General features: G+C 69.4%; 24 protein-coding genes. 16 read left to right on the forward strand and 8 right to left on the reverse strand.

All coding sequences use genetic code 11. The features are described from left to right. Positions 1-417: 417 nt before the first annotated feature. Positions 418-1,104: a GNAT family N-acetyltransferase gene (locus tag NS2_RS15655; RefSeq protein ID WP_036545980.1), complete on the forward strand. Its 687-nt coding sequence runs from the start codon at positions 418-420 to the stop codon at positions 1,102-1,104. A 120-nt stretch (positions 1,105-1,224) separates the two neighbouring features. Continuing rightward, positions 1,225-1,767, forward strand: a complete 543-nt coding sequence (locus tag NS2_RS15660; RefSeq protein WP_033088167.1) for a hypothetical protein — start codon at positions 1,225-1,227, stop codon at positions 1,765-1,767. A 13-nt stretch (positions 1,768-1,780) separates the two neighbouring features. Here NS2_RS15660 and NS2_RS36055 read toward each other — a convergent pair whose 3' ends face one another. Then, complete coding sequence (locus NS2_RS36055) at positions 1,781-2,257, reverse strand: MmyB family transcriptional regulator (RefSeq protein ID WP_052086490.1); 477 nt, start codon at positions 2,255-2,257, stop codon at positions 1,781-1,783. Between the two features lie 148 nt (positions 2,258-2,405). On the opposite strand from NS2_RS36055, the gene NS2_RS15670 reads away from it, so the two are divergent. The 4 genes from NS2_RS15670 to NS2_RS15685 all read left to right on the forward strand — a co-directional run bounded on the left by NS2_RS15670 (position 2,406) and on the right by NS2_RS15685 (position 9,325). Then, positions 2,406-6,182, forward strand: a complete 3,777-nt coding sequence (locus NS2_RS15670) for an ATP-binding protein (protein WP_052086492.1) — start codon at positions 2,406-2,408, stop codon at positions 6,180-6,182. Between the two features lie 70 nt (positions 6,183-6,252). Next, on the forward strand, positions 6,253-6,924 hold the full coding sequence (locus tag NS2_RS15675) for a CHAP domain-containing protein (protein WP_045437762.1): 672 nt from the start codon (positions 6,253-6,255) through the stop codon (positions 6,922-6,924). 157 nt (positions 6,925-7,081) lie between these two features. Further along, complete coding sequence (locus tag NS2_RS15680; RefSeq protein ID WP_033088168.1) at positions 7,082-8,302, forward strand: hypothetical protein; 1,221 nt, start codon at positions 7,082-7,084, stop codon at positions 8,300-8,302. A gap of 294 nt (positions 8,303-8,596) precedes the next feature. Then, entirely contained in the window at positions 8,597-9,325 is a 729-nt protein-coding gene (locus tag NS2_RS15685; RefSeq protein WP_033088169.1) for a DUF1906 domain-containing protein, read from the forward strand. Between the two features lie 4 nt (positions 9,326-9,329). On the opposite strand, the gene NS2_RS15690 is transcribed toward NS2_RS15685, so the two are convergent. Next, positions 9,330-9,692, reverse strand: a complete 363-nt coding sequence (locus NS2_RS15690) for a hypothetical protein (protein WP_033088170.1) — start codon at positions 9,690-9,692, stop codon at positions 9,330-9,332. Between the two features lie 112 nt (positions 9,693-9,804). Further along, a complete protein-coding gene (locus NS2_RS15695; protein ID WP_045437759.1) occupies positions 9,805-10,557 on the reverse strand; it encodes an Rv1157c family protein in 753 nt (250 codons plus the stop codon). A 307-nt stretch (positions 10,558-10,864) separates the two neighbouring features. Here NS2_RS15695 and NS2_RS15700 point away from each other — a divergent pair, with 307 nt between their 5' ends. Together NS2_RS15700 and NS2_RS15705 are read left to right on the forward strand one after the other, a co-directional pair. Continuing rightward, positions 10,865-12,127, forward strand: coding sequence for a mannosyltransferase (locus NS2_RS15700; protein WP_071812146.1), 1,263 nt, complete (start codon positions 10,865-10,867; stop codon positions 12,125-12,127). 127 nt (positions 12,128-12,254) lie between these two features. Then, positions 12,255-13,568 carry a mannosyltransferase gene (locus NS2_RS15705; RefSeq protein ID WP_071812145.1) on the forward strand — a complete coding sequence of 438 codons (1,314 nt, stop codon included), beginning with the start codon at positions 12,255-12,257 and terminating at the stop codon, positions 13,566-13,568. On the opposite strand, the gene NS2_RS15710 is transcribed toward NS2_RS15705, so the two are convergent. Next, entirely contained in the window at positions 13,480-13,773 is a 294-nt protein-coding gene (locus NS2_RS15710; RefSeq protein ID WP_033088173.1) for a 4a-hydroxytetrahydrobiopterin dehydratase, read from the reverse strand. The two genes, NS2_RS15705 and NS2_RS15710, sit on opposite strands and share 89 nt — an antisense overlap. A gap of 20 nt (positions 13,774-13,793) precedes the next feature. Beyond that, a complete protein-coding gene (locus NS2_RS36060; protein ID WP_096490712.1) occupies positions 13,794-13,970 on the reverse strand; it encodes a hypothetical protein in 177 nt (58 codons plus the stop codon). A gap of 168 nt (positions 13,971-14,138) precedes the next feature. On the opposite strand from NS2_RS36060, the gene typA reads away from it, so the two are divergent. The 8 genes from typA (at position 14,139) to NS2_RS15745 (ending at position 22,351) form a co-directional block, all read left to right on the forward strand. Continuing rightward, positions 14,139-16,034, forward strand: coding sequence for a translational GTPase TypA (gene typA / locus NS2_RS15715; protein WP_147207196.1), 1,896 nt, complete (start codon positions 14,139-14,141; stop codon positions 16,032-16,034). A gap of 123 nt (positions 16,035-16,157) precedes the next feature. Continuing rightward, the gene (locus tag NS2_RS15720; protein WP_082062628.1) at positions 16,158-17,930 is read left to right on the forward strand and encodes an ABC transporter family substrate-binding protein; all 1,773 of its coding nucleotides are present in this window, start codon (positions 16,158-16,160) and stop codon (positions 17,928-17,930) included. Next, positions 17,927-18,820 (forward strand): N-acetyl-1-D-myo-inositol-2-amino-2-deoxy-alpha-D-glucopyranoside deacetylase, encoded by an 894-nt coding sequence (gene mshB, locus NS2_RS15725; protein ID WP_033088175.1) that lies wholly within the window; start codon positions 17,927-17,929, stop codon positions 18,818-18,820. The genes NS2_RS15720 and mshB overlap by 4 nt, the downstream gene beginning before the upstream one ends. Positions 18,821-18,830: 10 nt before the next feature. Further along, on the forward strand, positions 18,831-18,992 hold the full coding sequence (locus NS2_RS36065) for a hypothetical protein (protein ID WP_162836610.1): 162 nt from the start codon (positions 18,831-18,833) through the stop codon (positions 18,990-18,992). Further along, on the forward strand, positions 18,989-19,486 hold the full coding sequence (locus NS2_RS15730; protein ID WP_052086499.1) for a hypothetical protein: 498 nt from the start codon (positions 18,989-18,991) through the stop codon (positions 19,484-19,486). Before NS2_RS36065 ends, NS2_RS15730 begins: the two co-directional genes overlap by 4 nt. Further along, positions 19,483-19,905 carry a nitroreductase family deazaflavin-dependent oxidoreductase gene (locus NS2_RS15735; protein WP_033088177.1) on the forward strand — a complete coding sequence of 141 codons (423 nt, stop codon included), beginning with the start codon at positions 19,483-19,485 and terminating at the stop codon, positions 19,903-19,905. Before NS2_RS15730 ends, NS2_RS15735 begins: the two co-directional genes overlap by 4 nt. Positions 19,906-19,982: 77 nt before the next feature. After that, positions 19,983-21,293 (forward strand): FAD-binding oxidoreductase, encoded by a 1,311-nt coding sequence (locus NS2_RS15740; RefSeq protein ID WP_228102645.1) that lies wholly within the window; start codon positions 19,983-19,985, stop codon positions 21,291-21,293. Between the two features lie 314 nt (positions 21,294-21,607). Next, entirely contained in the window at positions 21,608-22,351 is a 744-nt protein-coding gene (locus NS2_RS15745; RefSeq protein ID WP_036545969.1) for an SDR family NAD(P)-dependent oxidoreductase, read from the forward strand. Here NS2_RS15745 and NS2_RS15750 read toward each other — a convergent pair. The 3 genes from NS2_RS15750 to NS2_RS15760 form a co-directional block, all read right to left on the reverse strand. Beyond that, positions 22,320-23,975 carry a PH domain-containing protein gene (locus NS2_RS15750; RefSeq protein ID WP_308640198.1) on the reverse strand — a complete coding sequence of 552 codons (1,656 nt, stop codon included), beginning with the start codon at positions 23,973-23,975 and terminating at the stop codon, positions 22,320-22,322. The genes NS2_RS15745 and NS2_RS15750 overlap by 32 nt on opposite strands. After that, positions 23,972-24,478, reverse strand: a complete 507-nt coding sequence (locus tag NS2_RS15755) for a PH domain-containing protein (protein ID WP_228102644.1) — start codon at positions 24,476-24,478, stop codon at positions 23,972-23,974. Before NS2_RS15755 ends, NS2_RS15750 begins: the two co-directional genes overlap by 4 nt. A gap of 71 nt (positions 24,479-24,549) precedes the next feature. Beyond that, positions 24,550-26,010: a hypothetical protein gene (locus tag NS2_RS15760; protein ID WP_103557209.1), complete on the reverse strand. Its 1,461-nt coding sequence runs from the start codon at positions 26,008-26,010 to the stop codon at positions 24,550-24,552. Positions 26,011-26,138 lie beyond the last annotated feature (128 nt).

Consider the following 26,138-nt stretch of genomic DNA (forward strand, 5'->3'; position numbering starts at 1 on the left):
GTACTAGGACGGGGCGGGGTCCGGGCGGGCCGCCCGTGATGGCGGCTGGATCGCGCGATGATCGATCGGTGATGCGCCGAGCGCCTGATGGCCGAGTTGCCGGTGGCGTACTAATACCTTCCAGCGCATAGGTATTCGCATTTCGGGAGCCTCCGGCCCGAGTCGCCGGATGGTAGCGGATGCGCCCTCCGGATGTCGCCGAATGACACCCCTGAAATCCCCCGCAAGACGCGCGGAACAGCGCGTGAAATTTACATGCCGCCTGCGGCGCGGTGCGCTGGTGTTCCGCTATCGTTCATCCCACTATCCGATGCTGCTACTGGCGCGCCAGGGCTGGTTCGTCGATTCCGGAGTGTGTGGCCGGGGCGGCCAATGCCTGACGCGAGCCCCCGACCGTCTCTGAAAGATCGAGGGAACGTGCCCGTACCCGTAACTCTGACCGGCCGTCTGGTACGGCTGGAACCCCTTGCGCCGCAGCATGCCACGGGGCTTGCGGAGGCCGCAGCGGGGAACCGTGACGACTACGCGTTCACACCTGTCCCGCACGGAGTGGACGAGGCGCTGGAATATGTCGCGCAGGCGCTGTCGGGGCATGCCGCCGGCACCTCGCTGGCCTTCGCCATCATCGCCGTCGCCAGCGGCCGGGTGCTGGGCTCGACCCGGTTCGGCCGCTTCGACTACTGGCAGGGTCCGGTGGTCTGGCCGCTGGTGCACGGCATGCCGCCGGGCGATCCGCTGCTGGCGGTGCCCGATGCCGCCGAGATCGGGAACACCTGGCTGTCGCTGGAGGCCCGCGGCGCGGGCATCAACCTGGAGTCCAAGCTGCTGTTGTTGCAGCACGCCTTCGAGGTGTGGCGGGTCAGGCGCATCGCCATGCGGGCGGATGTGCGAAACCTGCGCTCCCGCATGGCGATCGAGCGGCTCGGCGCGACCAGCGACGGGGTGCGCCGGGCGCATTCGCGCGGGCTGGACGGCGAGGTGCGCAGCACCGCCTTCTACTCGATCCTGGACGAGGAGTGGCCCGGTGTCCGGGCCACCATCGAGGGTCAGCTGGCGGCGCTGCCGACGCGGCAGCGGACGCGCGGGCGGCTGGTCGGCGCGTAGCGGAAGCCGGAACCCGCAATCGGATCGACCGGAAGACCGGTCGGTCCGATTGGTGTTCGGCGACTATAATTCCGGGTGTTGGTGAAGAAGCGAGCAACCCTCCCGCGTTAGGAGCGGCGCATGCCCGATCCCATGCGCACCAAGGTCTGCCTCTGCGACAGCATGTCCGGCTCCCCGGTGCTCAGCCTGTTTCTCGTCCCCGAACCGCGCGTCCGCGGCGCCAGCGTGCTGCACCTGCTCGAGCAGACGCCCCTGTCCGCCGAAACGGCCTTGTCCGCGAGATCGATTCCACGCACCGATCCGCGTCTCGTCCAGTGGCTGCAGGCGCACGGCTCACCCGCCATCCGCACCAGCTTCCACGCCTTCGGGGCGGGGCAGCACGACCCGCGCCGGGTGCACGCGGTGCTGCACGATCACTTCATCGTCGATCCCGGCCCGATCGGACTGGACATGGACGATCCGGACGAGATGACGCGGCTGGCGTTGCTACCCGAACACTGGCTCGGCCCGCGCCGCATCGACGACTTCCACGACCGTGCCGTGCGCGACGCGATGCTCGCGGTTTACCGGCACTTCGGGGTGGATCGGCGCATCCCGCTCATGTACCACGGCTACGCCGAGCCCGAGGACGGCTGGTTCGAGGTGCCCGCGGCGCAAGCCTGAGCGCCGACCCGATTCAGTCCATCGGTACCACCGTCAGCAGCCACCACGGCCGCCGCGGTGACTGGAAATCGCAGGTCTGCACCGACATCCGGCGCTCCTTGCGGGTGACCGGATCGTTCATGAGCACCGTGCGCTCCCGCGGATCGATCGGCGGGACCTGGCTGTCCCACAGCCGATCCCAGTCCGGGGAGCGCCGCGCCAGATTGACGATCTCCTCGACCCGCGCCGGATTCAACTCCGGAGCGGCGGCCCGGAAGGCCGAAACCATCACCTGCGCTTCGGCTTCCCAGTCGCCCAGCCGGTAGCGGGCCATGGGTTCGAGCAGGATGGCGGTCATCAGATTCGCGCCGGGGCCGGTGCCGGGGAACAGTTTGCGGAAGGCCTCGTTCGCGGCGACCACGTCGTAGCCGCCGTCATGCAGGCAGGCCGGATGCGGAAGGCTGTGCAGCACCGTGAGATCGGCGTCCGGCGGCGGAGTGGAGTCGAACACCCTGGGCAGTGTGCGGGACAACTCTTCACAGCGACTTCGTATCGAGTTAAGCCGGATCACAAGACAGGGCGATCTAGCAGAATTTCTGCCATATTGAGAGGATCCTGTTTGTTTTTATTCGAAGTGGGTACGGGGGTCGCACGGCGACATGGCACTCATACGCATCGGGGTGCTGGGCCCACTGCACATCAGCATCGACGGCCAGCGCGTGCCTCCGGGCGCGCCCATGCAGTGCGCGGTACTGGGACGGCTGGTCGCGGCCGGGGGCCGGGTGGTGCCGACCGAGCGGCTCATCGACGATCTCTGGCACGGCGACCCGCCCGCCAAAGCCGTTGCCGCGCTGCAGGTGTACATCCACAACCTGCGCCGGGTCTTCGAACCCGACCGGCCGCGGCGGGCGCACTCGCGCGCCATCGTGTCCGAATCCCACGGCTACGCGCTCAATCTCGAGCCGTCCCAAGTGGATTCCTGGCACTTCGAACAACTGCTGCACGGGCACGAGGCCGCCATGCGCGACCCGGCCGGGCGACCCGAACCGCTCGCCCAGGCGCGGGTGCTGGACGCCGCGCTGGACTGCTGGCACGGCACCGCCTTCGAGTCCTTCACCGGAATGCCCTGGGCGGCACAGGAAGCCGCCCGGCTGCAGGCCCTGCGGCTGACCGCGGCCGAACTGCGGGCGCAGGCGGCGCTGGAGTTGAACCGGCCCGCCGAGGTGGTGCTGGCGCTGCGGCCCATCCTGGAGGAGCATCCGGGCCGTGAGGAGTGCGCCCGGCTGCTGGCCGTCGCGCAGTACCGGCTGGGACAGTCGCTGGACGCGCTCGCCACCGTGCGGCGCAGCCGCGAATTCCTGACCCTGGAATTCGGCGTGGATCCCGGTCCGGGACTGCGGGATCTGGAGACCGCCATCCTCACCCACTCGGTGGACGCCGAGACCGTCACCCCGCCACCGCCCCCGCCGCTCGCCGACCCGGAACCCAGGCCCGACCCGGAGCCCTTGCCGGACAACGGATATGCGATCCAGCGCGCGGCGGTGCTGGCCGCCGCCGAGTCGGTGGCCGCCGGGCAGGTCCGGCTGGTCTGGCTCTCCGGCGAGGCCGGTGCCGGGAAGACCAACCTCGCCACCGCCATCACCCGGCACCTGGGCGAGCGCGGCTGGCGCACCGTCTTCGGTCGCTGCCCCGAGGTCGAGTCCGCGCCGCCCGCCTGGGCCTGGGCCGAGGTGCTCACCGGCCTCGACGCCGCCGACCCCGAGACCTTCACCGCCGCCGACGCTTTCACCCTGGCCCGGCGCGTGGTCCGGTCCTGCCGCGAACACTCGGCCGCGGCACCGGTCGCCATCGTGCTCGAGGACGTGCACGGCGCGGACACCGCGACCCTGCAGGTGCTGCGGCAGGTGGTGAACTGGCTGCGCGACCGGCCCATCCTCATCGTCGCCACCCTGCGCGGCACCGAGGCGGGCCCCGGCGTCCGCGATACCGCCGCCGCCCTGGCGCTTTTCACCGCCGACCGCGTCGACCTGGACGGCCTCGACATGGCGGGCACCCGCCGCGCCGCGGCCGCCGCCGGACTCACCGACCTCGACGACCGCACCGTCGAACTGCTGCGCCGCCGCACCGGCGGCAATCCGCTGTTCGTCCGCGAACTCGCCAAACTCGTTGCCACCCAGGGCGCCACGCTGGCCGCCGGCACCGACGCCCTCCCCGACAGCGTCCGCGACCTGCTCGGCCGCCGCATCGCCCAGCTCCCGCCCGATGTGGTGGATCTGCTGCGCCACCTCTCGGTCTGGGGCGAGGACAGCGACATGCCCACCCTGGCCGCCTCGGTGAACCGGCCCACCGACACCGTCATCGACCTGATCGCCACCGCCGAAGCCGCCCGCCTGCTGCGCACCGACCGCGCCGGCCGCATCACCTTCGACCACGCCCTGGTCCGCGAGACCGTCTACTACGACCTGCCCACCCTCCGCCGCACCCGAATGCACTGGGCCGCCGTCGAATACCTGCGCCGCGGCCCCGAACCGCGCCCGGCCACGGCGGTCGCACCGGGGGCGCTGCGGCCGGACACCGTTCCGGCCGGCAACGACACTCCGCCGAGTGCCGGAAGCGAGCCGGAAGACGGTCCGGGCGTGGCGAATCGGGCGCTCAGCGCGCTGTGGGGAGCCGATCATCTGGTCGCGGCGTTGCTCGGGTCGCCGCGTCCGGCGCCCACCCGCCGCGAAAGCCGGGCGCTCGCGGCGCTGCGCGGGGCCGACGAGGTGGCGGCGGTCGGCACGAAGCGCGGGGACGCATCGACCCCGGACCGAACCGGCTCGGAAATCGCGGGACCGGTGAACGACGGCGCGACAACCGAATCCGGCCCGGATTCGGCTGTCGCGCCGGGTGCCGGGAACGATGCGCTCTTCGTCCCGCACGGGCGGGATATCGACGCGCTGGCGCACCATGCGGCACTGGGCGCGGATGCCGAAAACGCCACGGTGGCCCTGCCTTACGTGCGGGCGGCGGCACGACGGTGCGTGGAGCGGCGGATGCGGGCCGACGCCGTGCGGCGCTGGCGGTCGGTGCTGACACTGCACGATCTGGCCGGGCACGCGGGCGAGGAGGCCCCGGTGAGCGATCGGCTGGCGCTGCTGGAGGCGCGGTGCGAGCTGGTGGTGGCGCTGGCCTACGACGGGCAGCACATCGCGGCCCGGACGGCCCGGGAACAGGCGCTGGATCTGGCCGAATCGATCGGCGGGAGCGAATTGCTGGCGCGGGCCGCCACCTGCTGGCCGACGCCGCTGATCTGGTCGGTGCACGATTGGCATTCGCCGGATCCGCGGCTGCGGGAACCGCTGCGGATGGCGTCGGCCGATGCCGGGCGGCCGGTGCGGACGCGAATTCACTTGCAGGTCACCGCTGTTTTCGACCGGGCCGTCGAGGATCCCTCGGTGGCGCGGATCATCGTGGCCTCGGCCATGGCGCTGGCCGAGCCGTTGGGAGACGCGGACCTGCTGTGCACGGTCCTCAACGCGCAGGCGTTCGCGGCCTTCGCGGCGGGCGGGTTCCTGCGCGCCCACGACCTGAGAAGGCATGCGGCCCGGCTGCTGGAGGTGTCGACCGCGGCCGAACTCACCGAATTCCGTGCGCTGGCACACTATCTGCTGTTCCGCGCCACCCTCGCCGACGCCGAGCTGGTGGCCGCGGCCGGGCACGCCCGCAATGCCGGCGCCTACGCCACCGACGGTCAGCTGCGGCATCTGCTCGACGCCATCGCGCCGTTCGGAATGGTGCTGGAGCTGTTGCGCGGCAACATCGACGAGGTGCTGCGACTGCTCGGCGAGGGCACGGCGGGACTGGACGATCTGGTCGCGCACTCCGGCGAGGGTGCGGCCGAACCGACCCGCGATCCCAACGCCCTGCACGTCGGCATCGCCGTCTCCATCGGCTGGCTGCGCAACGACATGTCCGGGTACCTGAACGACCTGCGCGAGCGCACCGCGCTCAAACCCGAACTGTTCGTGCACGGTTACGCGCTGGCCCTGGTGCACTCGGGCCGGGCCGAGGAGGCGCGCCGGGTGCTGGCCGGCGCGCCCGAACTGGCCCCGCAGTTCTGGTCCACCTTCACCGCGGTCAAGGCGAGACTGGCCATCGCCCTGGAGGAGCCGGATGCGGTGCTGGTGATCTATCGGCAGCTGCTGCCCTATTCGGGCACCGTGTGCGGATTGGAGACCGGCGCGTCGGTCATGGGGCCGATGGACTACATCCTCGCGGATCTGGCCACCTATCTCGGCGATCACGAGCGAGCCGCCGAACACCGTGCCGCCGCCGAGCATCTGCAGGCCGAATTGCAGTCCGACCTGGCCGAACTCACGCCCCCGGGCGTGGGCCTGATGCAGGCCAGCCGCCTCGGCCCGGCCGGGCGCAGCCGCCTGGTGCGCCGAACCTGAGGGAACTCCCCGGCCCGGCCGGACGTCCTATTCGGTAGGGCCGAAACTCGGCCGGGACGGGGGAGACCGAATGACCGACCAGCTCGACCGAACAGCCGACGGGCCCGCCCGCGCGCCGCGCCGACGCCGCTGGGTGGTGGGCGTCCTTGCGCTGGTGGTGATTTCGGCGCTGAGCGTCGGGGGAGCGCTCGGCGTGCGCTGGTGGCAGCAGCATCGCCACGACGAGCCCTACGGCCCCCGCGCGATGGACGGGCACCTGCTGCACGATTTTCCGGATGTCGACGCCACGGGCCTGAGCCCGGCGCAGACCGGAGTCGTGGATGTACTGCGACAGCAATTCGATCAACAGAGCGGTCGGGACAAATACTCCGAGGGCATTGACGAACCCTGGTGTGCGGACTTCGTCAGCTGGGTGATGCGCGCGGCCGGACAACCTTTGAGCAATCCGAATTCCGGTTCCTGGCGAATCCCTGGCGTGTACACCCTGGAGGGGTACTTCCGGGGGCAGCACCGTTTCGAGCAGGCGAACAACGGATATCTACCGCGGGTGGGCGATGTGGTGATGTACTCGGATTCCAGTGTCTTCCATCAGCACACAAATATTGTGATTGCGGTAGATTCGGATAGCATCACTACGGTGGGTGGCAATGAGGCCGGAGAATCCGGCGGAGTGGCCATCCACAAATTCCGTCCATCCGGCACCTCGGGGCTGGTCGGATTCGGACGATTGGGAACACGCTGATTCCACATTCTGGAAACACGCGGGGCGGGGTGTACTCCTGGGCGCATCTTCCGCTTACGATGGGTTTCGGCGGCGCCCGGCAGCGTCGTCGATCGATCCCTGTCCTGCTGCCCCCTCATCGGCAGGACAGGGGTCCCCGCCCGACGAAAGAAGCTGGATGACGTCGTCCGACGAACCGACCTGGATCGATTACGCCGAATTCGGCGAACGTTTCGTGGCGGCGGCGGTGACGGAATCCCGGATCGAGTCCGCGGTCTCCGGCGTGGCCGGGCGCGGGATCACCATCGGCCCCTTCGGAATCGGCCCGGCCGGACTCGCCCGCTTCGTCGCCAAGGGCAGCATCGGCAAGCCCAGCATCATCCGGCGCGGGCCGCACGTGCACTTCGACGTCATGCTCCCGGTGAAACTGCGGGTCGACGTCACCCTCGGCGGGCAGCGGCTGCGCCTGGAAGCGGTGGTGGAGATCGACCTCACCATGCACGCCCGCACCGCCGATCCGCTGCTCATCGTCATCGACATCCCCCCGGTCACCGGTCGCGACGTCAGCTTCGTCATGCGCGCGCAGGCCATCGGCACCGCCTGGGAACTGCTCCTCAACCCGATCGCGCAGCTGGTGCAGCGCGAGGTCGCCAATCGCATCAACGGGATTCTGGCCGACCCGGATTCGCAGCGCAGCCGCACCTTCGACGTGGAGGCCATCCTCAACAACACCCGCTCGCCCTATCGCGGGCGGCCCACTCACGACTGGATCGGCTACGACGAGTTCGGCCGTCGCTTCTTCACCCGCATCGTCACCGCGGAACGGGTGCAGGAGGTGGTCGAGTCCATGGCGGGCAAGCCCATCGAGGTCGGGCCCATCCGCACCGGGCCGGGCAACAAGGCCGAGGTGTGGGTGCAGGGCAGCGTGCGGCTGCCCAAGGTGGCCGAGGCCACGAACATCACCCTCACACCCCCGCCCCCGCCGCGGATCGCCGAATTGCCCAAGGCCGCGGCCGAATCGGAGCAGGCCGCCGCGAACGGCGCGCACGCGCACGATCCGGCGCTGGTCCGCTTCGACCTGATGATTCCGGTGAGCCTCGACATCTCGGTGGACGTGCTCAAGACCAACCGCTATCGCGCCGAGGTGCAGGTGCCGGTGGCGCTCACCGCGCGCGCCGCCGAGCCGTTGCTGATCGTTATCGACGCCGTGCCGCCGCGCGCCGACGACATCGATCTGGATATGACGGCGGAGGGCTGGCGGGCGGCCGCGCTGGGCAAGCTCGCGGGCATGCGCAAACAGATCGCGGCGCAGGTGGCCAAGGTGGTGCGGGCCGAGGTGGCCGACGTGTCACGCCGGACCATCGATGTGGGCGCGCGGCTGAACTCCACCCGGGTCTGACGGCTCACCAGGTTCTGATAGCTACAGATTCGCTGTTTTCTCGAGCCTGCCCGGTTTCCCCTGCATGTGACATATGATGCCTCTGTGCTCATTGAGCCTGGCGATTCCAATGTGAATATGGTGAAATGAGGGCGCGTTCAGGGCTCCCGGCGCACGGATGATCTTGTTGTTCATCGGGGAAGGTGCGCCGGGCACGCCGCAGTAGTTGTTCCAACCGGTCGGATGTGAGGCAGGGCCTCCATCGTTCTCGCGACCGGCATGTTCGACCAGCGAGTGTGTGCGAAGGAGCCCGCGATGCGTTCTGCCCATGTCAATCGACGGAACTTCCTATCCGGCGCAACGGCTCTCGCCGCCGGGATCACCGCCGGACTGGCCCTCCCACCCGCCACCGCGAGCGCGAAGAAGCAGTCCCTCGGCACCCTGCTCGACTACGCGGGCGGCATCCCGAGCGCCCAATCCATCAGCGACGAAGGCCATCTCGGCGTCATCCGTTACGTCTCGGACCGGCGGCCCGGCGCGGAATGGATGGCGGGCAAGCCGCTACTGGCCCGCGAGGTCGACTCCTTGCGCGCCGAGGGCCTGTCCGTGGTCTCCTGCTACCAGTTCGGCAAGGGCCCGACCGCCGACTGGCGCGGCGGCTACGAGGCCGGAGTGCGGCACGCCGCACGGGGATTGGTGCTGCACAAGACGGCCGGTGGGCCCGATGCCGCACCCATCTATGCCTCCATCGACGACAACCCGTCCGACGAGGAATTCGAGAAGATGATCGACCCGTACCTGCGCGGCTGGGAGACGGTCATCGGGCGCGGGCGCGTCGGCGTCTACGCGAACTCGCCGACCATCGACAACATTCGCGACGCCGGGCTGGGATCGTTCTACTGGCAACACAATTGGGGCACGCCGAAGGGATACGTCCACCCCGCCGCAAACCTGCACCAGTTCGAGATCGACAAGCGCGAGGTGGGTGGCATTGCGGTGGACGTGAATTCGGTGCTGGCCTCGCAATACGGCCAGTGGTGGTAGCTCTCTACGTCTGGCAGTGGCAGGTCGGGTCGACGGCCAGGTCGGGTTCCTCCGGGACCACCCGGAGCATGAAGTGGGGATCGGTGTGTTCGTCGTCGCCCCGCGAGAAGGTCTGCCGGTTGCCGTTCCAGGAGAACAGCGAACCCCGGGACAGTCCTGAGAACGCGGAGCTGAGGCTGACGAAGGACGCGGAGGAGAAGATCGAGCCGAACGAGCCCGCCGACCCGATCGACAGCACCGAACCCACACTGCCGATGGACAGGATCGAATAGGCCGAACCGATCGACAGGATCGATCCCTCGGAACCTATCGAGAGGAACGATCGGCGCGAACGCAGACTCCGCACAGATTGATTCACAGCGGCCATGCCCTCGGGTCTACCACAGGAATCCGGCACCGCAAACGATTTCGCCCCCGTCGTCCCCTGGCGAGTGCGGGGGGCAACGGGGGCGAAATTCTCCGCTACCGGCGAGTGATCGCTAGGTGACGGTGAAGAAACCGATGGTCGGCAGGAACGAGCAGGTGATCGGCTGCGACTCCGGGTCGGCCTGGGTGGTCAGCGAACCCGAGACGATGGCGACCACGCGGCCGGTGCCGGTGTCGGCGATGGCCGAGAGGGTGGCCGGGCCGTCCGGGTTGATGTGCTGTTCGTTGGTCAGGTTCATGGTGCCGGTGGCGCGGGTGTCGAGGTTCAGCCACTGCACCGTCATCGGGGTGGGCTGCACATCGGTGGGCTGCTTGGTGCCCAGCGCGGTGAACACGAAACCGGCCTGGCCCTGCGCCGGTCCGGGCGGGGGCAGCTGCGCGGGGCCGGGGACGGCCAGCGCGGTGCCCACCGAGTCGGCGGAGGAGGAGATGCAGCCCTTGCCGATGGTCGGCCACAGGAACTGGGCGATGACCGGGCCGTCCTTCGGGATGTCCGGGCCGCCACCGCCGCTGCCGTCGAGGAAGGTGATGACCGCGAGCAGCGTCGTCTTCACCTGGGCGGGCAGGTTGCTGTTCTCCAGCAGCTGCTTGGCCTGGGCGAGGATGGCGTTCTTGGGCCCGGGATCCGCGATATCGGCGGGACCGGCGGCCGCGCCCACGATGGCGGGGACCAGCGAGGCCAGGGCATCGACCGGAACCCCTTCGGGGATCATCGGAATCGACGCGACGTTCTGGACCGGTGCGGGCTTCGCATAGGCCGTCGGCACGGCGACGGTGGCGCAGGCCGCCACGGCCAGCGCGGACATAGCGAATCGCGATCCTCGGGTGCGAAGCACTGGTGTAGCCGTCCTTACCTTCAGGGACATCTAGCGGCGATGGAGCCATCGCTCCGCGCCACTCTAGGGACCGGGCTGCCTTGTTGTACAGCCACAGCGCGATCTTGGCGAACTAGATCAGCTGACGCTATCGAACGAGCGACCAGAAAGCGTGTTACGGATGTGATCAGTGATGCAAATGTTACAGCGAAGGGTCCGCGGTGCGCGGCACATTCGACCGTACGACTACGCTTGTCGAGGCCGTTAGCCGCGGTCGTGAACACCGATAGCCGCAGTCGTGACCGCCCGAGCTGAAAGACAGTGCCGTGAATCGACACGTCCTTTGAATCACTATCGTCGGATGGCCGCCGCGGCGCTGGGTACCTCGGTGCTGGCCCGGCTGGCGTGGGTGCTGTTCCTCCCCAACGGCATGAACTTCGTCGACCTGCACGTCTACGTGGACGGGTCCGCGAACTTCGGCAGTGGTCACCTCTTCGACTACACCGACTCCAGCAAGACCCCGGACTTCCCGCTGCCCTTCACCTATCCGCCGTTCGCGGCGCTGGTCTTCTATCCCCTGCACTTCCTGCCGTTCTCCGTGGTAGCCATCGGTTGGCTGCTGGCCACGGTCGCGGCCCTGTGCGGCGTGGTGTGGCTGGCGCTGGAGCTCATGGTCGGCACCGCGGCCATGCGCGAACCGAATTGGCGCACGGCCGCGCTGGCGTGGACCGCGGTGGGCATGTGGCTGGAGCCGGTGCGGTCGACCTTCGACTACGGCCAGGTCAATGTGTTCCTGGTGCTGCTGGCCATGGTCGCGGTCCGCAGCGGCGTCTGGTGGATCTCGGGCACGCTGGTCGGCGTCGCGGCCGGGATCAAGCTGACCCCGGCGGTCACCGGGCTGTACTTCGCGGCCCGCAAACGGTGGATCACCGCGATCTGGTCGGCCGCGGTCTTCTTCGGGACCATCGGCCTGACGTACCTGCTCACGCCGGGCGAGACCAACAAGTACTTCCGGGAGCTGCTCGGTGACGCGCATCGGATCGGACCGGTCGGCTCGTCGTCCAACCAGTCGCTGCGCGGGGTGCTCAGCCGCTTCGTCGGCCACGACGTGGTGTCCGGGCCGCTGTGGATCGTGGCGGCGCTGGTGACGGCCGTGCTCGCGTTCTTCGCCTGGCGCGCACTGGCTTCCGACGACCGGCTGGGCACGCTGATCATCGTGCAGCTCTTCGGCCTGATGGTGTCGCCGATCTCCTGGTCTCACCACTGGATCTGGCTGCTCCCGGTGATCCTGTGGCTGGTGTACGGCCCGCTGCGGCAGGCGGCCGGCGCGCGGGTGCTGGCCGGTTACTGGCTCGTGGTGACGCTCATCGGCGTGCCGTGGGTGCTCGGGTTCTTCCAGGACTCCATCTGGACCATCTCGCGTCCGGGCGTCCTGTCCTGGCTGGGCGCGGTGGACGCCATCGGCGTACTGGCGCTCTACATCTGGATCATCCGGTCCGGTCGCCTGCGCAATGGGCGTCCGGTCGACCGCTCCAGCGAGCAGCAGCCCATCGGTCGGTGAAATAACTGTTACGACGGCGTCAACCGTGCCCCGAATATTCGGGGAGGGCGCGATATTCGACTGCGCGGCTACGATTTCCGTGGCCCGCAGCCCGCACTCGCCAGCCGTGAACTCCGGTCGGTGATCCATCCGACCCGAAAGTTCGTGCTGTGAATCGACGCGTCCTGTGAACCGCCGCCCGTGCCTGGCCGCCGCCGCGCTGGGAATCTCCATTCTGGTTCGTCTGCTCTGGGCGCTGTTCGGGCCCGACAAGCTGACCCTGGTGGATTTGCACGTTTATGTCGACGGCTCCGCGCAGCTGTTCGGCGGGCACCTCTACGACTGGACCGAATCCAGCCGGTCGCCACAATTTCCGCTGCCGTTCATCTATCCACCGTTCGCGGCACTGATCTTGTATCCGCTGCATTTCCTGCCGTTCGACGTGGTGGCGCTGGGCTGGCTGTCGGCCACGGTCGCGGCGCTGTTCGGCGTGGTGTGGCTGTCGCTGGAGATGCTGGTCGGCAAAGACGCCATGCGCGAACCGAATTGGCGCACGGCGGCGGTGGGCTGGACGGCGGCGGGCATGTGGCTGGAGCCGGTGCGGTCCACCCTCGACTACGGCCAGGTCAATGTGTTCCTGGTGCTGCTCGTCATGCTCGCGGCCCGCAGCACCCGATGGTGGGTGTCAGGCCTGCTGGTCGGGCTGGCGGCGGGCGTCAAACTGACTCCGGCCGTGACCGGGCTCCACTTCGCGGCGCGTCGACAGTGGCTCGCGGCGATCGGGTCGGCGGTGGCCTTCGCCGCGACCATCGCGGTGACATTCGTGCTGGTGCCACGGGCGACCGGAAGGTATTTCGGGACACTGCCCGGCGACCGGCGCCGCCCGCTGCCGGTCGGTTCGGTGATCAATCAATCGCTGCGCGGCGCGCTCGGTCGCCTGGTGGGCCACGACATCGGATCCGGGCCGCTGTGGGCGGCGGCGGTGCTGGCGACGGCCCTGCTCGCGTTCTTCGCCTGGCGCGCACTGGCTTCCGACGACCGGCTGGGCACGCTGCTCATCGTGCAGCTGTTCGCTCTGCTCGCGTCCCCGATCTCCTGGTCGCACCACTGGGTCTGCCTGATCCCACTGATCCTGTGGCTGCGCCACGGGCCGCTGCGCGCGACCGCGGGCGCTCGCCTCATGGCCGCGTACTGGCTGTTCGTGACGGTGATCGGCGTGCCCTGGATGCTGGGCACCCTGCAGAAGTCGATGTGGGATCTCTCGCGTCCGGGCTATCTGTCCTGGCTCGGCACGGTGTACGCGTCCGGCGCGCTGGCGCTGTTCGCCTGGATGATCCTGGCCGGGCGGTTCCGGAGGGTCGGGATCGGACGATTCAGCCCTGCGCGTGCAGCCGATCGATCTCCCGGGCCAGCGCCACACCCAGTGCCGTCAGTCCGCCGGCGGAGTGCGTCGAGAGTGTGAAAGTGACTCGCCGCCAGCGGATATCGATATCGGGATGATGGTCGGCGGCCTCCGCCGCGACGGCCACCCGGCGCACCAGCTCGATACCACCCAGGAACGAGGCGGCCTCGATGGTGCGGGTGATGCTGTCACCGGCGCGGGTCCAGTCGGGCAGCTCGGTGAGGGCCTTGGCGATGTCGTCTTCGGAGAGCAACGCGCGACTCATGATTACGGTCTACTCCGCGATCACGCCGCGCGCGCGGCTTTGAGGCACTTCTTGAGTTCCTTGCCGCAGCAGCCCGCGGCCTCGGCCTTCTTCATGCGCATGATGACCACGGGGCATTTCACGCACCGCGTCTTCTTGCGGCAGCATTTCTTCTTCGGCTTCAGACCCGAGACGTCTTTGGCCTTCACCTTGCCCATGTTGGTTAGCTTAACCTAACCTCAGCCCATTAAACGTGTGACTTAGCGCGCCCGGTAATGTGTAGCTCGCCGCATGCCCGGTGGTGTTCGCCATGTCTCGAAGTAGGCAAACCCACGCATGAGACCCACCCGGGTCGGCATCAGACTTTTCACCAGGAGGAATCAAACGTGTCGTCTGTCGAGTGCCGCAACGTCGCCATCGTGGCGCACGTCGACCACGGCAAGACAACACTGGTCGACGCCATGCTCCGCCAGTCCGGTGCGTTCGCCGAGCGCGCCGAACTCGTCGACCGAGTGATGGACTCCGGTGACCTCGAGCGCGAGAAGGGCATCACCATTCTCGCCAAGAACACCGCTGTTCACCGGCACAATGCCGATGGTTCGGTCACCGTGATCAATGTCATCGACACCCCCGGCCACGCCGACTTCGGTGGTGAGGTCGAGCGCGGTCTGTCCATGGTGGACGGCGTCGTGCTGCTCGTCGACGCGTCCGAGGGTCCGCTGCCGCAGACCCGGTTCGTGCTGCGCAAGGCGCTGGCCGCCTCGCTGCCGGTGATCCTGGTGGTCAACAAGACCGACCGCCCGGACGCCCGCATCGAAGAGGTCGTCGAGGAATCCCACGACCTGCTGCTGGACCTGGCCTCCGACCTCGACGACGAGGCTTCCGAGGCCGCCGAGCTGGCCCTGGACCTGCCGGTGCTCTACGCCTCCGGGCGCGCGGGCGTGGCCTCCACCAAGCGCCCCGACAACGGCCAGGTGCCGGACGCGGAGAACCTCGACGAGCTGTTCGAGGTCCTCATGAAGTACGTGCCCGCGCCCAAGGGCGACGCCACCAAGCCGCTGCAGGCGCACGTCACCAACCTCGACGCCTCCCCGTTCCTGGGCCGAATCGGCCTGGTGCGCATCCACAACGGCACCCTGAAGAAGGGCCAGAGCGTCTCCTGGATGCACGGTGACGGCGTCAAGCAGGTCAAGATCACCGAGCTGCTCAAGACCATCGGCGTCGAGCGTCAGCCCGGCGAGGAGGCCACCGCCGGTGACATCGTCGCCGTCGCGGGCATCCCGGACATCATGATCGGCGACACCCTCGCCGACCTGGAGAACCCGGTCGCGCTGCCGCGCATCACCGTCGACGAGCCTGCGATCTCGGTCACCATCGGCACCAACACCTCGCCGCTGGTCGGCCGGGTGTCGGGTCACAAGCTGACCGCCCGCATGGTGAAGTCGCGCCTGGACCAGGAACTGGTCGGCAACGTGTCGCTGCGCGTGCTCGACATCGGCCGCCCGGACGCCTGGGAGGTGCAGGGCCGTGGTGAGCTGGCGCTGGCCATCCTGGTCGAGCAGATGCGCCGCGAGGGCTTCGAGCTGACCGTCGGCAAGCCGCAGGTGGTCACCAAGCAGGTCGACGGCAAGACCCACGAGCCGTTCGAAGAGCTGACCATCGACTGCCCGGACGAGTACCTGGGCGCGGTCACCCAGCTGCTGGCCGCCCGCAAGGGCAAGATGGTCCAGATGAGCAACCACTCGGCCGGGTGGGTGCGCATGGAGTTCATCGTGCCGTCGCGCGGTCTGATCGGTTTCCGCACAGACTTCCTGACCGAGACCCGCGGCACCGGCATCGCCAACGCGGTGTTCGACGGCTACGCGCCGTGGGCCGGCGAGATTCGCGCCCGCCACACCGGTTCGCTGGTGTCCGACCGCAATGGCGCGGTCACCCCGTTCGCCATGATCCAGCTGGCCGACCGCGGTCAGTTCTTCGTGGAGCCGGGCGCGGACACCTACGAGGGCCACGTGGTCGGCATCAACCCGCGGGCCGAGGACCTCGACATCAACGTCACCCGCGAGAAGAAGCTGACCAATATGCGGTCCGCCACCGGTGACGTGCTCGAGACCCTGGCCAAGCCGCTGCAGCTGGACCTGGAGTCGGCGATGGAGTTCTGCACCGACGACGAGTGTGTCGAGGTGACCCCGGAGATCGTGCGCGTGCGCAAGGTCACCCTGAACGCCAACGACCGCCAGCGCGAGATCTCCCGCCGCAAGGCGCGCGACAAGGCCGCCCAGTAGCCAACCCGCTCGGATCGAAACAACAGTCGGCGAGCCGCTTTCAGCGGCTCGCCGATTCGTCTCCGGGGGAGGCGACCGGCGGACGGTTGTCGTGGAGGGGCCGTGAAAGGTGGATCCAGTAAAGTGCCGGACGTGAGAACGGGGGCGCGGAAGCGCGCATCGTGGCGCGCGGTGCTGGTTCTGGTGGCGACCCTGTTGGGGGTCGCGACCGGCTGCACCGCGAACCCGCCGCCGCCCAGCGAGTCCACGGACAGCCCGAAGACGCAGCCCGCCAAGCCGGGGAAGAACTCGGTCGTGGTGGCGGTGGACGACATCGGGATCGGGTTCAATCCGCATCTGCGGTCGCAGCAGTCGCCCGCGACGGCGGCCGTCGCCTCGATGGTCCTGCCGAGTCCGTTCCGGCCCAGCCCGACCCCGGGCGTGCCGGGCGGGACGGATTGGAATCTGGATCCGGCGCTCATGGTGTCGGCGGATGTGACCGGGCAGGAACCGTTCACCATCACCTACCAGATCAAGAACGAGGCGTCCTGGTCCGACGGTGCGCCCATCGCGGCCGAGGACTTCAAATATCTGTGGCAGCAGATGATCACGCAGCCCGGCGCGGTGGATCCGGCGGGCTACCGGCTGATTTCGGATGTCAGTTCGTCGGCGGGCGGCAAGACGGTGACCGTCACCATGGCGCAGCCGTATCCGGCCTGGCGGCAACTGTTCTCGGATCTGCTGCCCCAGCACCTGGTGAAGGACTCCGGTTTCGAGCAGGGTCTGATCGACACCATTCGGATCTCCGGCGGCCAGTTCCGGATCAAGCAGGCCGATCGCGGCCGCGAGGAACTGCTGCTGGAACGCAATGACCGGTACTGGGGTCAGCCCGCGGTGCCGGATCAGATCCTGTTGCGGCGCGGCGGAACCGCCGCGCAGGTGGCCGAGTCGCTGCGGGTCGGGGACGCGCAGATGGCGCTCGTGCACGGCGGGGTGGCGTTGCAGGCGCAGCTGGCGGCCATCCCTTCGGTGCGCACGGCCATGATGGCGCAGGCGCGCGAGATGCAACTGGTGCTCAACGGCCGCAGCGGGGATCTGTCGGATGTGCGGGTGCGGCGCGCGGTGCTGGCGCTGCTGGATCCGGTGCTGCTGGCCACCGTCGGCGCGCAGACCGGCAGCTGGGTGGAGCCGGTGCGGGCGCAGGTGCTCGCGCCCTCGGATCCCGGCTATGCCCCGACGGTGCCGCCGCGACTGACTCAGGAAGAGGCGTTCGGGCTGCTCGCGGAGGCCGGATTCGCCAGGGCGGCAGAGACTCCGGCCACCCAGTCGGCGACTTCGCCCGCGCCGCAACCGCGTCCGCTGGCCAAGAACGGCAAATCGCTGACGGTGCGGCTGGGCGCGGTGGACGGCGACACCACCACGCTGGCGGTGGCCAATACCGCGGCGGACCAATTGCGCAGTGCCGGAATCGATGTGATCGTGCGCAGCGTCACCGCCGCGCAGCTCTACGGCAAGGAGCTGACCGACGCCGGGATCGACGCCGTGGTGGGCTGGGAGCGCACCGGTGAGGATCCGGCGACCGTGCTGGCCTCCCGCTACGGGTGCGCGCCGCTGCCGCTGCCCGGCGACGGCAATGATTCGACCGTGGTGGAGGGCGCGAAGAAGTCCCCGTCCAACCTGTCCGGCATCTGTGAGCCGTCGCTGCAGCCCGCCATCGACTCCGCGCTGCGCGGTATCGACGCGGGCAAGGTGATCGCCGAGGCCGAACCCAAGCTGTGGGAGCTGGCGACCGTGTTGCCCATCGTGCAGGACACCCAGGTGGCCGCGGCCGGTCCCCGCGTGGACGGGGCCTTGCTGAGCGGGGCCATCCAGACCGGCATCTTCGGTGATGCCGCCAACTGGCGGAGGCTGCCGTGAATCCGGCCGGGACCGTGACGCACGGGCTGCTGGTGGTGCACGCGCACCCCGACGACGAGTCCATCACCACCGGCGGCACCATCGCCCACTACCGCAAGCGCGGGCTCCCGGTCACCGTGGTGACCTGCACGCTCGGCGAGGAGGGCGAGGTCATCGGGGACGAGTACGCGCACCTGGTGGCCGGGCAGGCCGATCAGCTGGGCGGCTACCGGATTCTCGAATTGACCAGGGCGCTGGCCGAATTGGATGCCGGGGCGCCGCACTTGCTGGGCGGTGCGGGCCGCTGGCGCGACTCCGGCATGGCCGGGACGGCCTCGGCGCGCAATCCGCGCGCCTTCGTCAACTCCGGCGACGCCGCCACCGACGCACTGGTGCAGGTGATCCTGGAGCTGCGCCCGCGCGTGGTGATCGGCTACGACCCGCACGGCGGGTACGGGCACCCGGATCACATTCGCGCGCACCACATCACCATGGCCGCCGTCGACACCGCCGCGGACTGGGGCTGGACGGTGCCCAAGGTCTATTGGACGGTCACCGACGGCGCGGTGCTGGCCATGCACACCGAGGCGCTCAAGCGCCGCACCGTGGATCAGCTGCCGGGTGCGCTGCCACGCGGCTGGCGGCTGCCGCACGGGGGCGAACTGGCCTGTGTCCCGGCCGAATCGGTGACCACCACGGTGGACGTGTCGGACGTGCTGGCCGCCAAGCGGGCCGCGCTGCGCGCGCACGCCACCCAGGTGACGGTGGCCTCCTCCGGGCGGGAATTCGCACTTTCCAATGACATTGCCCAACCGGTACTGCCGGAAGAGCATTACATTCTGGTGCGCGGCGAGCGCGGCCCACTGGGCCCCGACGGCCGCGAACACGATCTCTTCGCCGGGCTGGAATGAGGACCGAACCATGAACTACAACTGGGATCTGCAGAACGCGATAGCGGCGTTCGTCGAGAGCCAGCGCCCCTACTTCGAGTATCAGCACGAGCTGTACCTGTCGGTGCTGTACGGGTTCGTGGACATGCAGAGTCATTTGCTGACGCTGCTCGGATTCCCGCCGGTGCCGTGACGGCGGCCCTGGGAGCCCGCACGGGCGACGCGCCGGCCGGAACCGCGCCGGGGCGCACGGTGTTCAATGCGGTGATCGCCGGATGGCTGATCGTCGACGCCGTGATCACGCTCGGTCTCGAGGTGCTGTTCCTGCCGCTGTACGCCGGACACGCCCACCTGCCCGAGCCGACGCCGCTGCTGGCCGCCGGGCCGCTGGCCTCCACCATGACCGCGGGTGCGATTCCGCTGCCCTTCACGGCGCTGGCCGCCGCGGTGATCAATGTGCTGCTGGTCATGGGCATGGGCGTGGTGACACAGCGGATTCCGATGATGGCCGCGCCGATCCTGGTGTGGGCGATCGGATTCCTGTTCTGCGCGGGCTTCAGCCCCAGCGGTTACGCGCTGCTCATGGGTGATTGGCCGACCATGCTGCTGCTCATCTGCGGTCTGCTGCCCTCGGGCATGTACCTGTACTACCGGGCCACCGTGCGCTTGGCTACGGTGGGGGCGTGACCGTCGAGACGGGTGCGGCCCGGAAGTTCCAGCGGGTCAGGCTCATTCAGCGCTATCTGATCAATCCACCGATGAAGCTGCTGGTGTGGGCGGGCCTGCTGCCCGACCACGCGCTGCTGGAGACCCGGGGCCGAAAGACCGGGAAGCGCCGGGTCGCCGTGGTCGCGGTGAATCCCGAGGGCCGCACGCTGTGGGTGATCTCCGAGCACGGCCCCCGGGCCGGGTACGTGGCGAACCTCTCCGCCCAGCCGCGTATCCGGGTGCGGTACGAGCGAAAGTGGCACGCCGCCACCGCGACCCCGCTGCCGGACGACGATGTGCGCAAGCGGCTGGCCGAACTGCCGCAGGAGTCCACCCGCAAGGCCATCGAGCGCTTCCACACCTCGCTGCTGACCATCCGCATCGACCTCGAGGACTGATTTCGCGCGGCGATGTCACACTCGCCGGTCCCGTCTCGTCCTCTTCCCGAACGAGTAATCACGATTGGGAACGAGGGATGACGATGGGATTCGACGAACTGCGCAACACCGTCCGGGGCCGCGTACTGGAGCCCGGTGACGCGGACTTCGAGCAGGCCGCGCGGCCGTGGAGTCTCGCGGTGACGCAGCCGGTGGCCGCGGTGGCCGAGGCCGCCGTCGCCGAGGACGTGGCGGCCGTGGTGCGCTGTGCGCGCGCCGCGGGCCGTCCGGTGGTGACCCAGCCGACCGGGCACGGTGCCGCGGGCGGCGTGGACGATGCGATCCTGCTGCGCACCCGCGCGCTGGACCGGCTCGAGATCGATCCGGACGCCCGGGTGGCGCGGGTCGGGGCGGGCGTGCAGTGGGGCCGGGTGCAGGCCGCGGCGGCCGAGCACGGGCTGACCGGTCTGGCGGGCAGCAACCCGGTGGTCGGCGTGACCGGCTACACGCTCGGTGGCGGCATAGGCTGGTTCGGCCGCAAGCACGGCTGGGCGTCGAATGCGTTGCGCGCCTTCGAGATCGTGGATGCCGACGGCCGCCCGGCCCGGGTGACCGCCGACAGCGATCCGGACCTGTTCTGGGCACTGTCCGGTGGCGGTGGCGATTTCGCCGTGGTGACCGGACTGGAGTTCGAATTGTTCCCCGCGCCCGGACTCTACGGCGGCCGGATCATGTGGCCCGGCGAGCGCCTCGCGGAGGTGTGGGATGCGTTCCGCGCGTTGACCTCCCAGGCCCCCGACGAGCTGTCGGTGTGGTTCCAGCGGTTCCAGTTCCCGCAGTCACCGGAAATGGTGGCCATCGATGTGGCCTACCTGGGCGACCCGGAGCGGGGCCGGGAGCTGACGTCGGTCCTGGACGGCCTGGGCGGCGCGGTCGCCGACAAGCGGACCGCCATGTCGGTGGCCGACCTCGGCGACATCACCACCGAGCCGAGCGATCCCAGCCCCGCCATCTCCCGCGCCGAGTCGTTCACCGACCTGTCGCCGGAGGCGGAGAAGATCCTCATCGGCGAATCCGTTGCGCCGCTGGCCAATATCCAGGTCCGCCACCTCGGCGGCGCGCTGTCCTTGCCGACCGCCGGTGCGCGCGGGGCGATGCCGGAGCAGTACGCGGTCTACCTGCTCGGCCTGGGCCTGCCGCAGCTGCGCGAGGCGGTGCACGCCAAGCTGAACGCCATGGTCGCCGAGCTCGGTTCGCACGTGACCGGCAGGAAGCCCTTCACGTTCCTGGCGCCCGGCGAATCGGCGGCGGCGGCCTTCGACACGGCGACCATCGACCGGCTGCGCGCGCTGAAGCGGGATCGCGACCCGCACAACGTGATTCGTGCCAACTACCCCGTACTGGGCTGACCGCGCAACGGACCACCCGTCATTCCGGCGTAGACCCGGGTCGCCGACCCGATGGCGAAAGCCGGTACCGCCAACCGCTTTCGCCTCGCGGTCTACGGCCTGCGGCGCCCGTCACGCTGACAATTCCGTCCCAGGTGGCGTTCGGCCGAACAATTTCGCGTAAGCGTCGAGACCTGTCTCGATGCAAGCAAACCGTTGGAATCCGGGTTGCCGCAGAGTCGGATGCGAACCGCGCGGTATAGAACCCGGTTCCGGGGGTCTCGGCGTGCGGAATGAGTCCCCAAGGGGGACAATTTGTTTCCGGGAGGCACGAGATGACTCGACGCGCGATAGTCACGGGCGGCGGCACCGGAATCGGCCGGGCGGTGGCACACCGTCTCGCCGCAGATGGCAATACTGTAGTTATCGTCGGTCGGCGGCCGGAGACCCTGGAATTCGCGGCCGAGAAGATCAATGCGGAGATCGGTTCCGATCAGGTCGCCGTGGCCGTCGCCGACCTCACCGATCCGGACCAGGTGCGCGCCCTCGCCGAGCGATTGAGTGCGGACGGCGATATAGACGTGCTGGTCACCAATGCGGGCGGCGCCCCGCGCACCACCGCCGAGGGACTCGAGGGCGTGACGGCCACGTTTCTGGACAACTTCCGGATGAACGTGATCACGGCGGTGCTGCCGACCGAGGCGCTGCTGCCGTACCTCGCGCGGCCGGGCGGACGGATCATTTCGGTCAGTTCGATCGCGGCGCTGCGTGGTGTCGGCGCGTATGCGGCGTCCAAGGCGGCCCTGCACGGGTGGGCGCTGGGACTCGCGCATCAGCTTGCGCCACAGGGCATCACCGTCAATGTGGTGGCGCCCGGGTATATCCCCGACACCGAATTCTGGGTGGACCGCTGGAATCAGGACGCGCACGACCGGCGGGTCGCGCAGATCCCGATCGGCCGCGCGGGCATTCCGGAGGACGTCGCGGCGGGCATCGCCTACCTCGCGGCGCCGGATGCCGGGTGGACCACCGGCCAGATCCTGCAGATCAACGGCGGTACCCTGTTCGGCCGGGGGTGACCTGGTCGATGAGCTCGTAGGCGCGGGCGAGAGGGATGTCGATGACGTGGTAGCGCTTCTTGCCCGCGGCGGAGGCGGCCACCACCGTCGCGACGCCCGCGCGGCGCTGGAAGAAGGTCTGGCGGACGGTCCAGCCGATGATGCCGGGCGCTTCCACGCAGTCGCGGTCGCGGTCCAGTGAGCCGCTGCGGGTGACGAGCCAGGCGGGATTGCCGGCGGTGGCGGGGAGCACGGCATGGCCGAGACCGCGGTAGCGGTCCCAGGCGAGCGTCGCCGCGAACGGGACCATGATGGCGAGCACGACCCAGAGCCAGGTCGGAATATGGCCGCCCGCAAGCGATATCGCGATGAGCATGGTCGCTGCCGCGGCGAGCGGGCCCAGTGTGCGGGTGCAGCGGCGGCGCAGTGCGGCGGGGCCGTGCGGGAGCAACGGCACGGTGACCGGCGCGGGCACCGACGGTTGCCACTCGGCACCGGCCCCGGCCGAATTCGCGGTGGCCCCGGCCGAATTCGCGGTGGCCTCTGCCGTTCCGAGCAGGTGGGCGAGGGTGCGGTCGATGGCGGTGCGCGGGGCCTGCGGCAAGATCTTCTGGCGCGGGCTGGTGCCCACCATGATCGCCTCGAGTTCGGCGGCACCGGCGACGCGCAGCAGCAGCGGCTCGTTGACGGTCGCGCCGCGCAAGCGGGCCAGGTCGAGAGTGGTTTGGCGCGTGGTGAACAGGCCGTGGCGGATGGTGAGGGTCTTGCCGTCGTCGTGGACGTTCAGGCCGAACCAGGTCATCAGGTAGCGGGCGCAGGCGGCCACGCTGACCACGACCACGAGCACCACGAACAGCAGCGCGATCACGGCCGCGATGACGCCCGCACCCCGGTGTCCGACATCCTGCACCGTGCCCGATTTCAGGAAGATCTGGGCGAAGCCGTACTGGAAGGCCAAACCGACCACGGGGGCGACGATCGCGAAACCGGTCAGCGAGAGCGGGGCGTAGCGCACCCAATCCGGTTGCCAGTGTGCGATTTCCACACCCGGGCGGCTGTCCGAGGCATCCGGAGCGGATTCACCGGATGTCGTGATCGACTGGGAATCAGCGGATTTGGAGTCTTCGCGGGTGTGCGCCAGCAGTGCGAGGCGCAGCTCTGGCACCAGCTGCGCGTCCAGCGAGTCCAGTTTGAACTGGTCCTTCTTGTCCGAGTGCTGCCCGGTGCCGATGGACAGCACCGCCAGCCCGAGCGCCCGGTGCAGCAGATCGGCCTGCACATCCACCGACCGAACCCGGTTGCGCGGCACCGAAAGCCGTTTGCGCTGAATCAATCCGGTGCGCAGCTCCACGTTCTCGGGGGTGATGCGATAGGTGGTGGTGAACCAGCGGGTGAGCGCGAAGGCCACGATGACGGCCACCACCGCCAGGCTCCACATGGGGCTGTCGGCGCGCGCGCCCGCCACCAGGGTGGCGATCAGGACCGGGATATAGCGGATGAGCTCGGTGACCGGGTGCACCAGCAGCATGCGCCTGTCGAGTCGCTGCCAGGTCTGCGCCGTGGGCCCGAGCGGCCCGGTGACCGGTGGAAGCACCTCTGTCGGATAGGAATCCGAGAAGGCGTCCGGATCGGTCGGCTGGGTCACGTGGCATCCCCCCGATGGTGTGCGGCAATGGCGGCGAGCTGTGCGACGGTGTCGCGCGCGTCGGCCAGCGCCAGCGCGCTGATGTGCACCGCCCCGGCCGAAGAGGCGGTGGTGACGGTAACGGTGGCCAGCCCCAGCAGCCGTTCCAGCGGTCCCCGGTAGGTGTCCACGGTCTGTACCCGGGTGATGGGCGCGACCCGGCTCTCCTGGGTGAACCACCCGGTGCGGGTGTACACGGCCTCGTCGGTGATCTCCCACCGATGCACCGCGTACCGCCACAGTGGTATCGCCACAATGCTGAATACCGCTGCGGCCAGCACGATTCCGAGCACCAGCGCCTGTACGCCGCGCCGGTGCGTGTCGAACAGCGCCCAGACCCCCAACCCCACCACCGGGACCACCCAGGACAGCGCGGCGCTCAGCGCCCACAGCAGTTTGGCGCGGGGGCTGGGCCGCCGGGCCGGGTCGGCCAGGATGCCGCCGGGGGCGAGGGGCTCGGACATGGTGCCCATGCTTGCACGAATCCGACCGCGGAGGCGGTTGTTAGGGGGCAGGACTGGACGCCCCGGTTCGGCTACTTCGGGGTGATGCGGTACAGCCCGGTGGTGGTGCCCTGGTACTGGATTCGGCCGGGCGCGATGGTGCCGACCATCTGCAGGGTGTCGTTCACCGTGGTCGCGCCCACGAACTGCTCGGAATCGAGCTTGCCGGTGGCGGCGTCGATCACCGCGAAGCTGTAGTTGTCGGTCACCCCGGCACTGCCGCTGCTGCTGCCGCTGGTCAGCGCGCCGCTGCCGCTGAGCAGGGAATGCCGGGTGAAGGTGTAGATCTTGCCGTCCGCCACGGACAGTCGCGGCACTGCCGAGGACGGCACGTTGTTCGTCCAGACCACCGTGCAGCCGGAGCCGGTGACGTCGATGCGGGTCATGCCGCCCGAGATCGGCGCGCTCGCGGGCTGACTGGGCCCGGCGTTCGGCGGCAGCGCCGGGTACGGGTACCCGTAGGAGCTGGCCACGAACACACTGTTGCCCGACCCGATGGGCGAGTTCTCGGTGCCGTCGATGGCCGGTACCGAACAGATCTGATTCCCGGTGGCGGTATCGAAGACCAGGAGGTTCTCCTTGGTGGCCGCATTGTCGGTGATGGCCAGGTACTCGGTGCCGTCGCCGGGCCCGAAGAAGGTCGGGGTCGCGCCGGTGCCCCAGCGCAATTGGCCGGGCTTGCGGGCCGGACCGCGATCGTAGGCCCGCTGCCACACGATCCGCGGATTGCCGCTCGCGTCCACGTTCAGCAGGTACAGCGCGTGGTCGGTGGCGACGGACATGCCCTGTGGCGCGGTGGCGATGCTGTTGGCCACGTTCTCGCCGGGCGCGAGCACGATGGAGTGCGCGCTGCCGTCGGGGCTGACGAAGCCCGCCGCCGCGCCGTCGGTGGCGAACCACACCCGGCCGGAGTAGTCGGGGGAGACCGAGCTCACCGCGTCGCAGTCACCGCCGCCGCAGTGCCCGGTGACCGCCTGCGTCACATCGGTTTTCGCGGCGATCGACAGCGACCACGCGCCGTCCGGGCCGCGCTGGTGCCCGATCCGCAGCAGGCTGCCGGACCCGTCGACGGTGACCATCCGGTCCTGGTTGTCGAGGTAGGCGTAGACGCCGCCGAGCAGGCTGCCCTTGGTGAGGTCGAGGCGGGCGAGGGTATTGCCGTTGGCCGGGTCGAGCAGCAGCACCTCGGGCGCGCGGTCGGTGATCTTGGTGCAGAGCGCCTGCGGGAGGCCGTCCGCGCCCTGCAGGATGGTCGGGCAGGCCGCGCCCTCCTCGTGGAAGTCGGCGTGGATCCCGCCGGTGCCGACGCCGGGCAGCGGGGTGGAATCGGAGGCCTCGGCGTCGCCGTGCATGGTCGCCGTGCCCTCGGGGCCCAGGTACGGGTTGCCGGGCGGCAGCGGCCCGAACGCGGCGGCGGTGCCGGTGGTGACGGTGAGCAGGGCGGCGGTGCCCAGGCCGGCGACGACGGCGGCGCGGCGGATTCTCGCGAGCACGAAGGTCTCCCTCTTCTACGGCGAAGCGATCGCCCGCGACGCTATTTCACCGCGACTGAAATTTGAACAGTTGATCTCGGTGAGTACGAATACTCGCATCGAGAACACCGACGGCCGTGGGAAGAAAG

The organism is Nocardia seriolae NBRC 15557, assembly GCF_007990715.1.
In the GTDB taxonomy this organism is placed as follows: Bacteria; Actinomycetota; Actinomycetes; order Mycobacteriales; family Mycobacteriaceae; genus Nocardia; species Nocardia seriolae.

What these genes read in the sequence shown, in the direction of transcription:
- NS2_RS15660 (WP_033088167.1), top strand. Translation starts at nt 1,225, where the DNA reads ATGCCCGATCCCATGCGCACCAAGGTCTGCCTCTGCGACAGCATGTCC.
- NS2_RS15670 (WP_052086492.1), top strand. Translation starts at nt 2,406, where the DNA reads ATGGCACTCATACGCATCGGGGTGCTGGGCCCACTGCACATCAGCATC.
- NS2_RS15675 (WP_045437762.1), top strand. Translation starts at nt 6,253, where the DNA reads ATGACCGACCAGCTCGACCGAACAGCCGACGGGCCCGCCCGCGCGCCG.
- NS2_RS15680 (WP_033088168.1), top strand. Translation starts at nt 7,082, where the DNA reads ATGACGTCGTCCGACGAACCGACCTGGATCGATTACGCCGAATTCGGC.
- NS2_RS15685 (WP_033088169.1), top strand. Translation starts at nt 8,597, where the DNA reads ATGCGTTCTGCCCATGTCAATCGACGGAACTTCCTATCCGGCGCAACG.
- NS2_RS15690 (WP_033088170.1), bottom strand. Translation starts at nt 9,692, where the DNA reads ATGGCCGCTGTGAATCAATCTGTGCGGAGTCTGCGTTCGCGCCGATCG.
- NS2_RS15695 (WP_045437759.1), bottom strand. Translation starts at nt 10,557, where the DNA reads ATGTCCGCGCTGGCCGTGGCGGCCTGCGCCACCGTCGCCGTGCCGACG.
- NS2_RS15710 (WP_033088173.1), bottom strand. Translation starts at nt 13,773, where the DNA reads ATGAGTCGCGCGTTGCTCTCCGAAGACGACATCGCCAAGGCCCTCACC.
- NS2_RS36060 (WP_096490712.1), bottom strand. Translation starts at nt 13,970, where the DNA reads ATGGGCAAGGTGAAGGCCAAAGACGTCTCGGGTCTGAAGCCGAAGAAG.
- NS2_RS36065 (WP_162836610.1), top strand. Translation starts at nt 18,831, where the DNA reads ATGAACTACAACTGGGATCTGCAGAACGCGATAGCGGCGTTCGTCGAG.
- NS2_RS15740 (WP_228102645.1), top strand. Translation starts at nt 19,983, where the DNA reads ATGACGATGGGATTCGACGAACTGCGCAACACCGTCCGGGGCCGCGTA.
- NS2_RS15745 (WP_036545969.1), top strand. Translation starts at nt 21,608, where the DNA reads ATGACTCGACGCGCGATAGTCACGGGCGGCGGCACCGGAATCGGCCGG.
- NS2_RS15755 (WP_228102644.1), bottom strand. Translation starts at nt 24,478, where the DNA reads ATGTCCGAGCCCCTCGCCCCCGGCGGCATCCTGGCCGACCCGGCCCGG.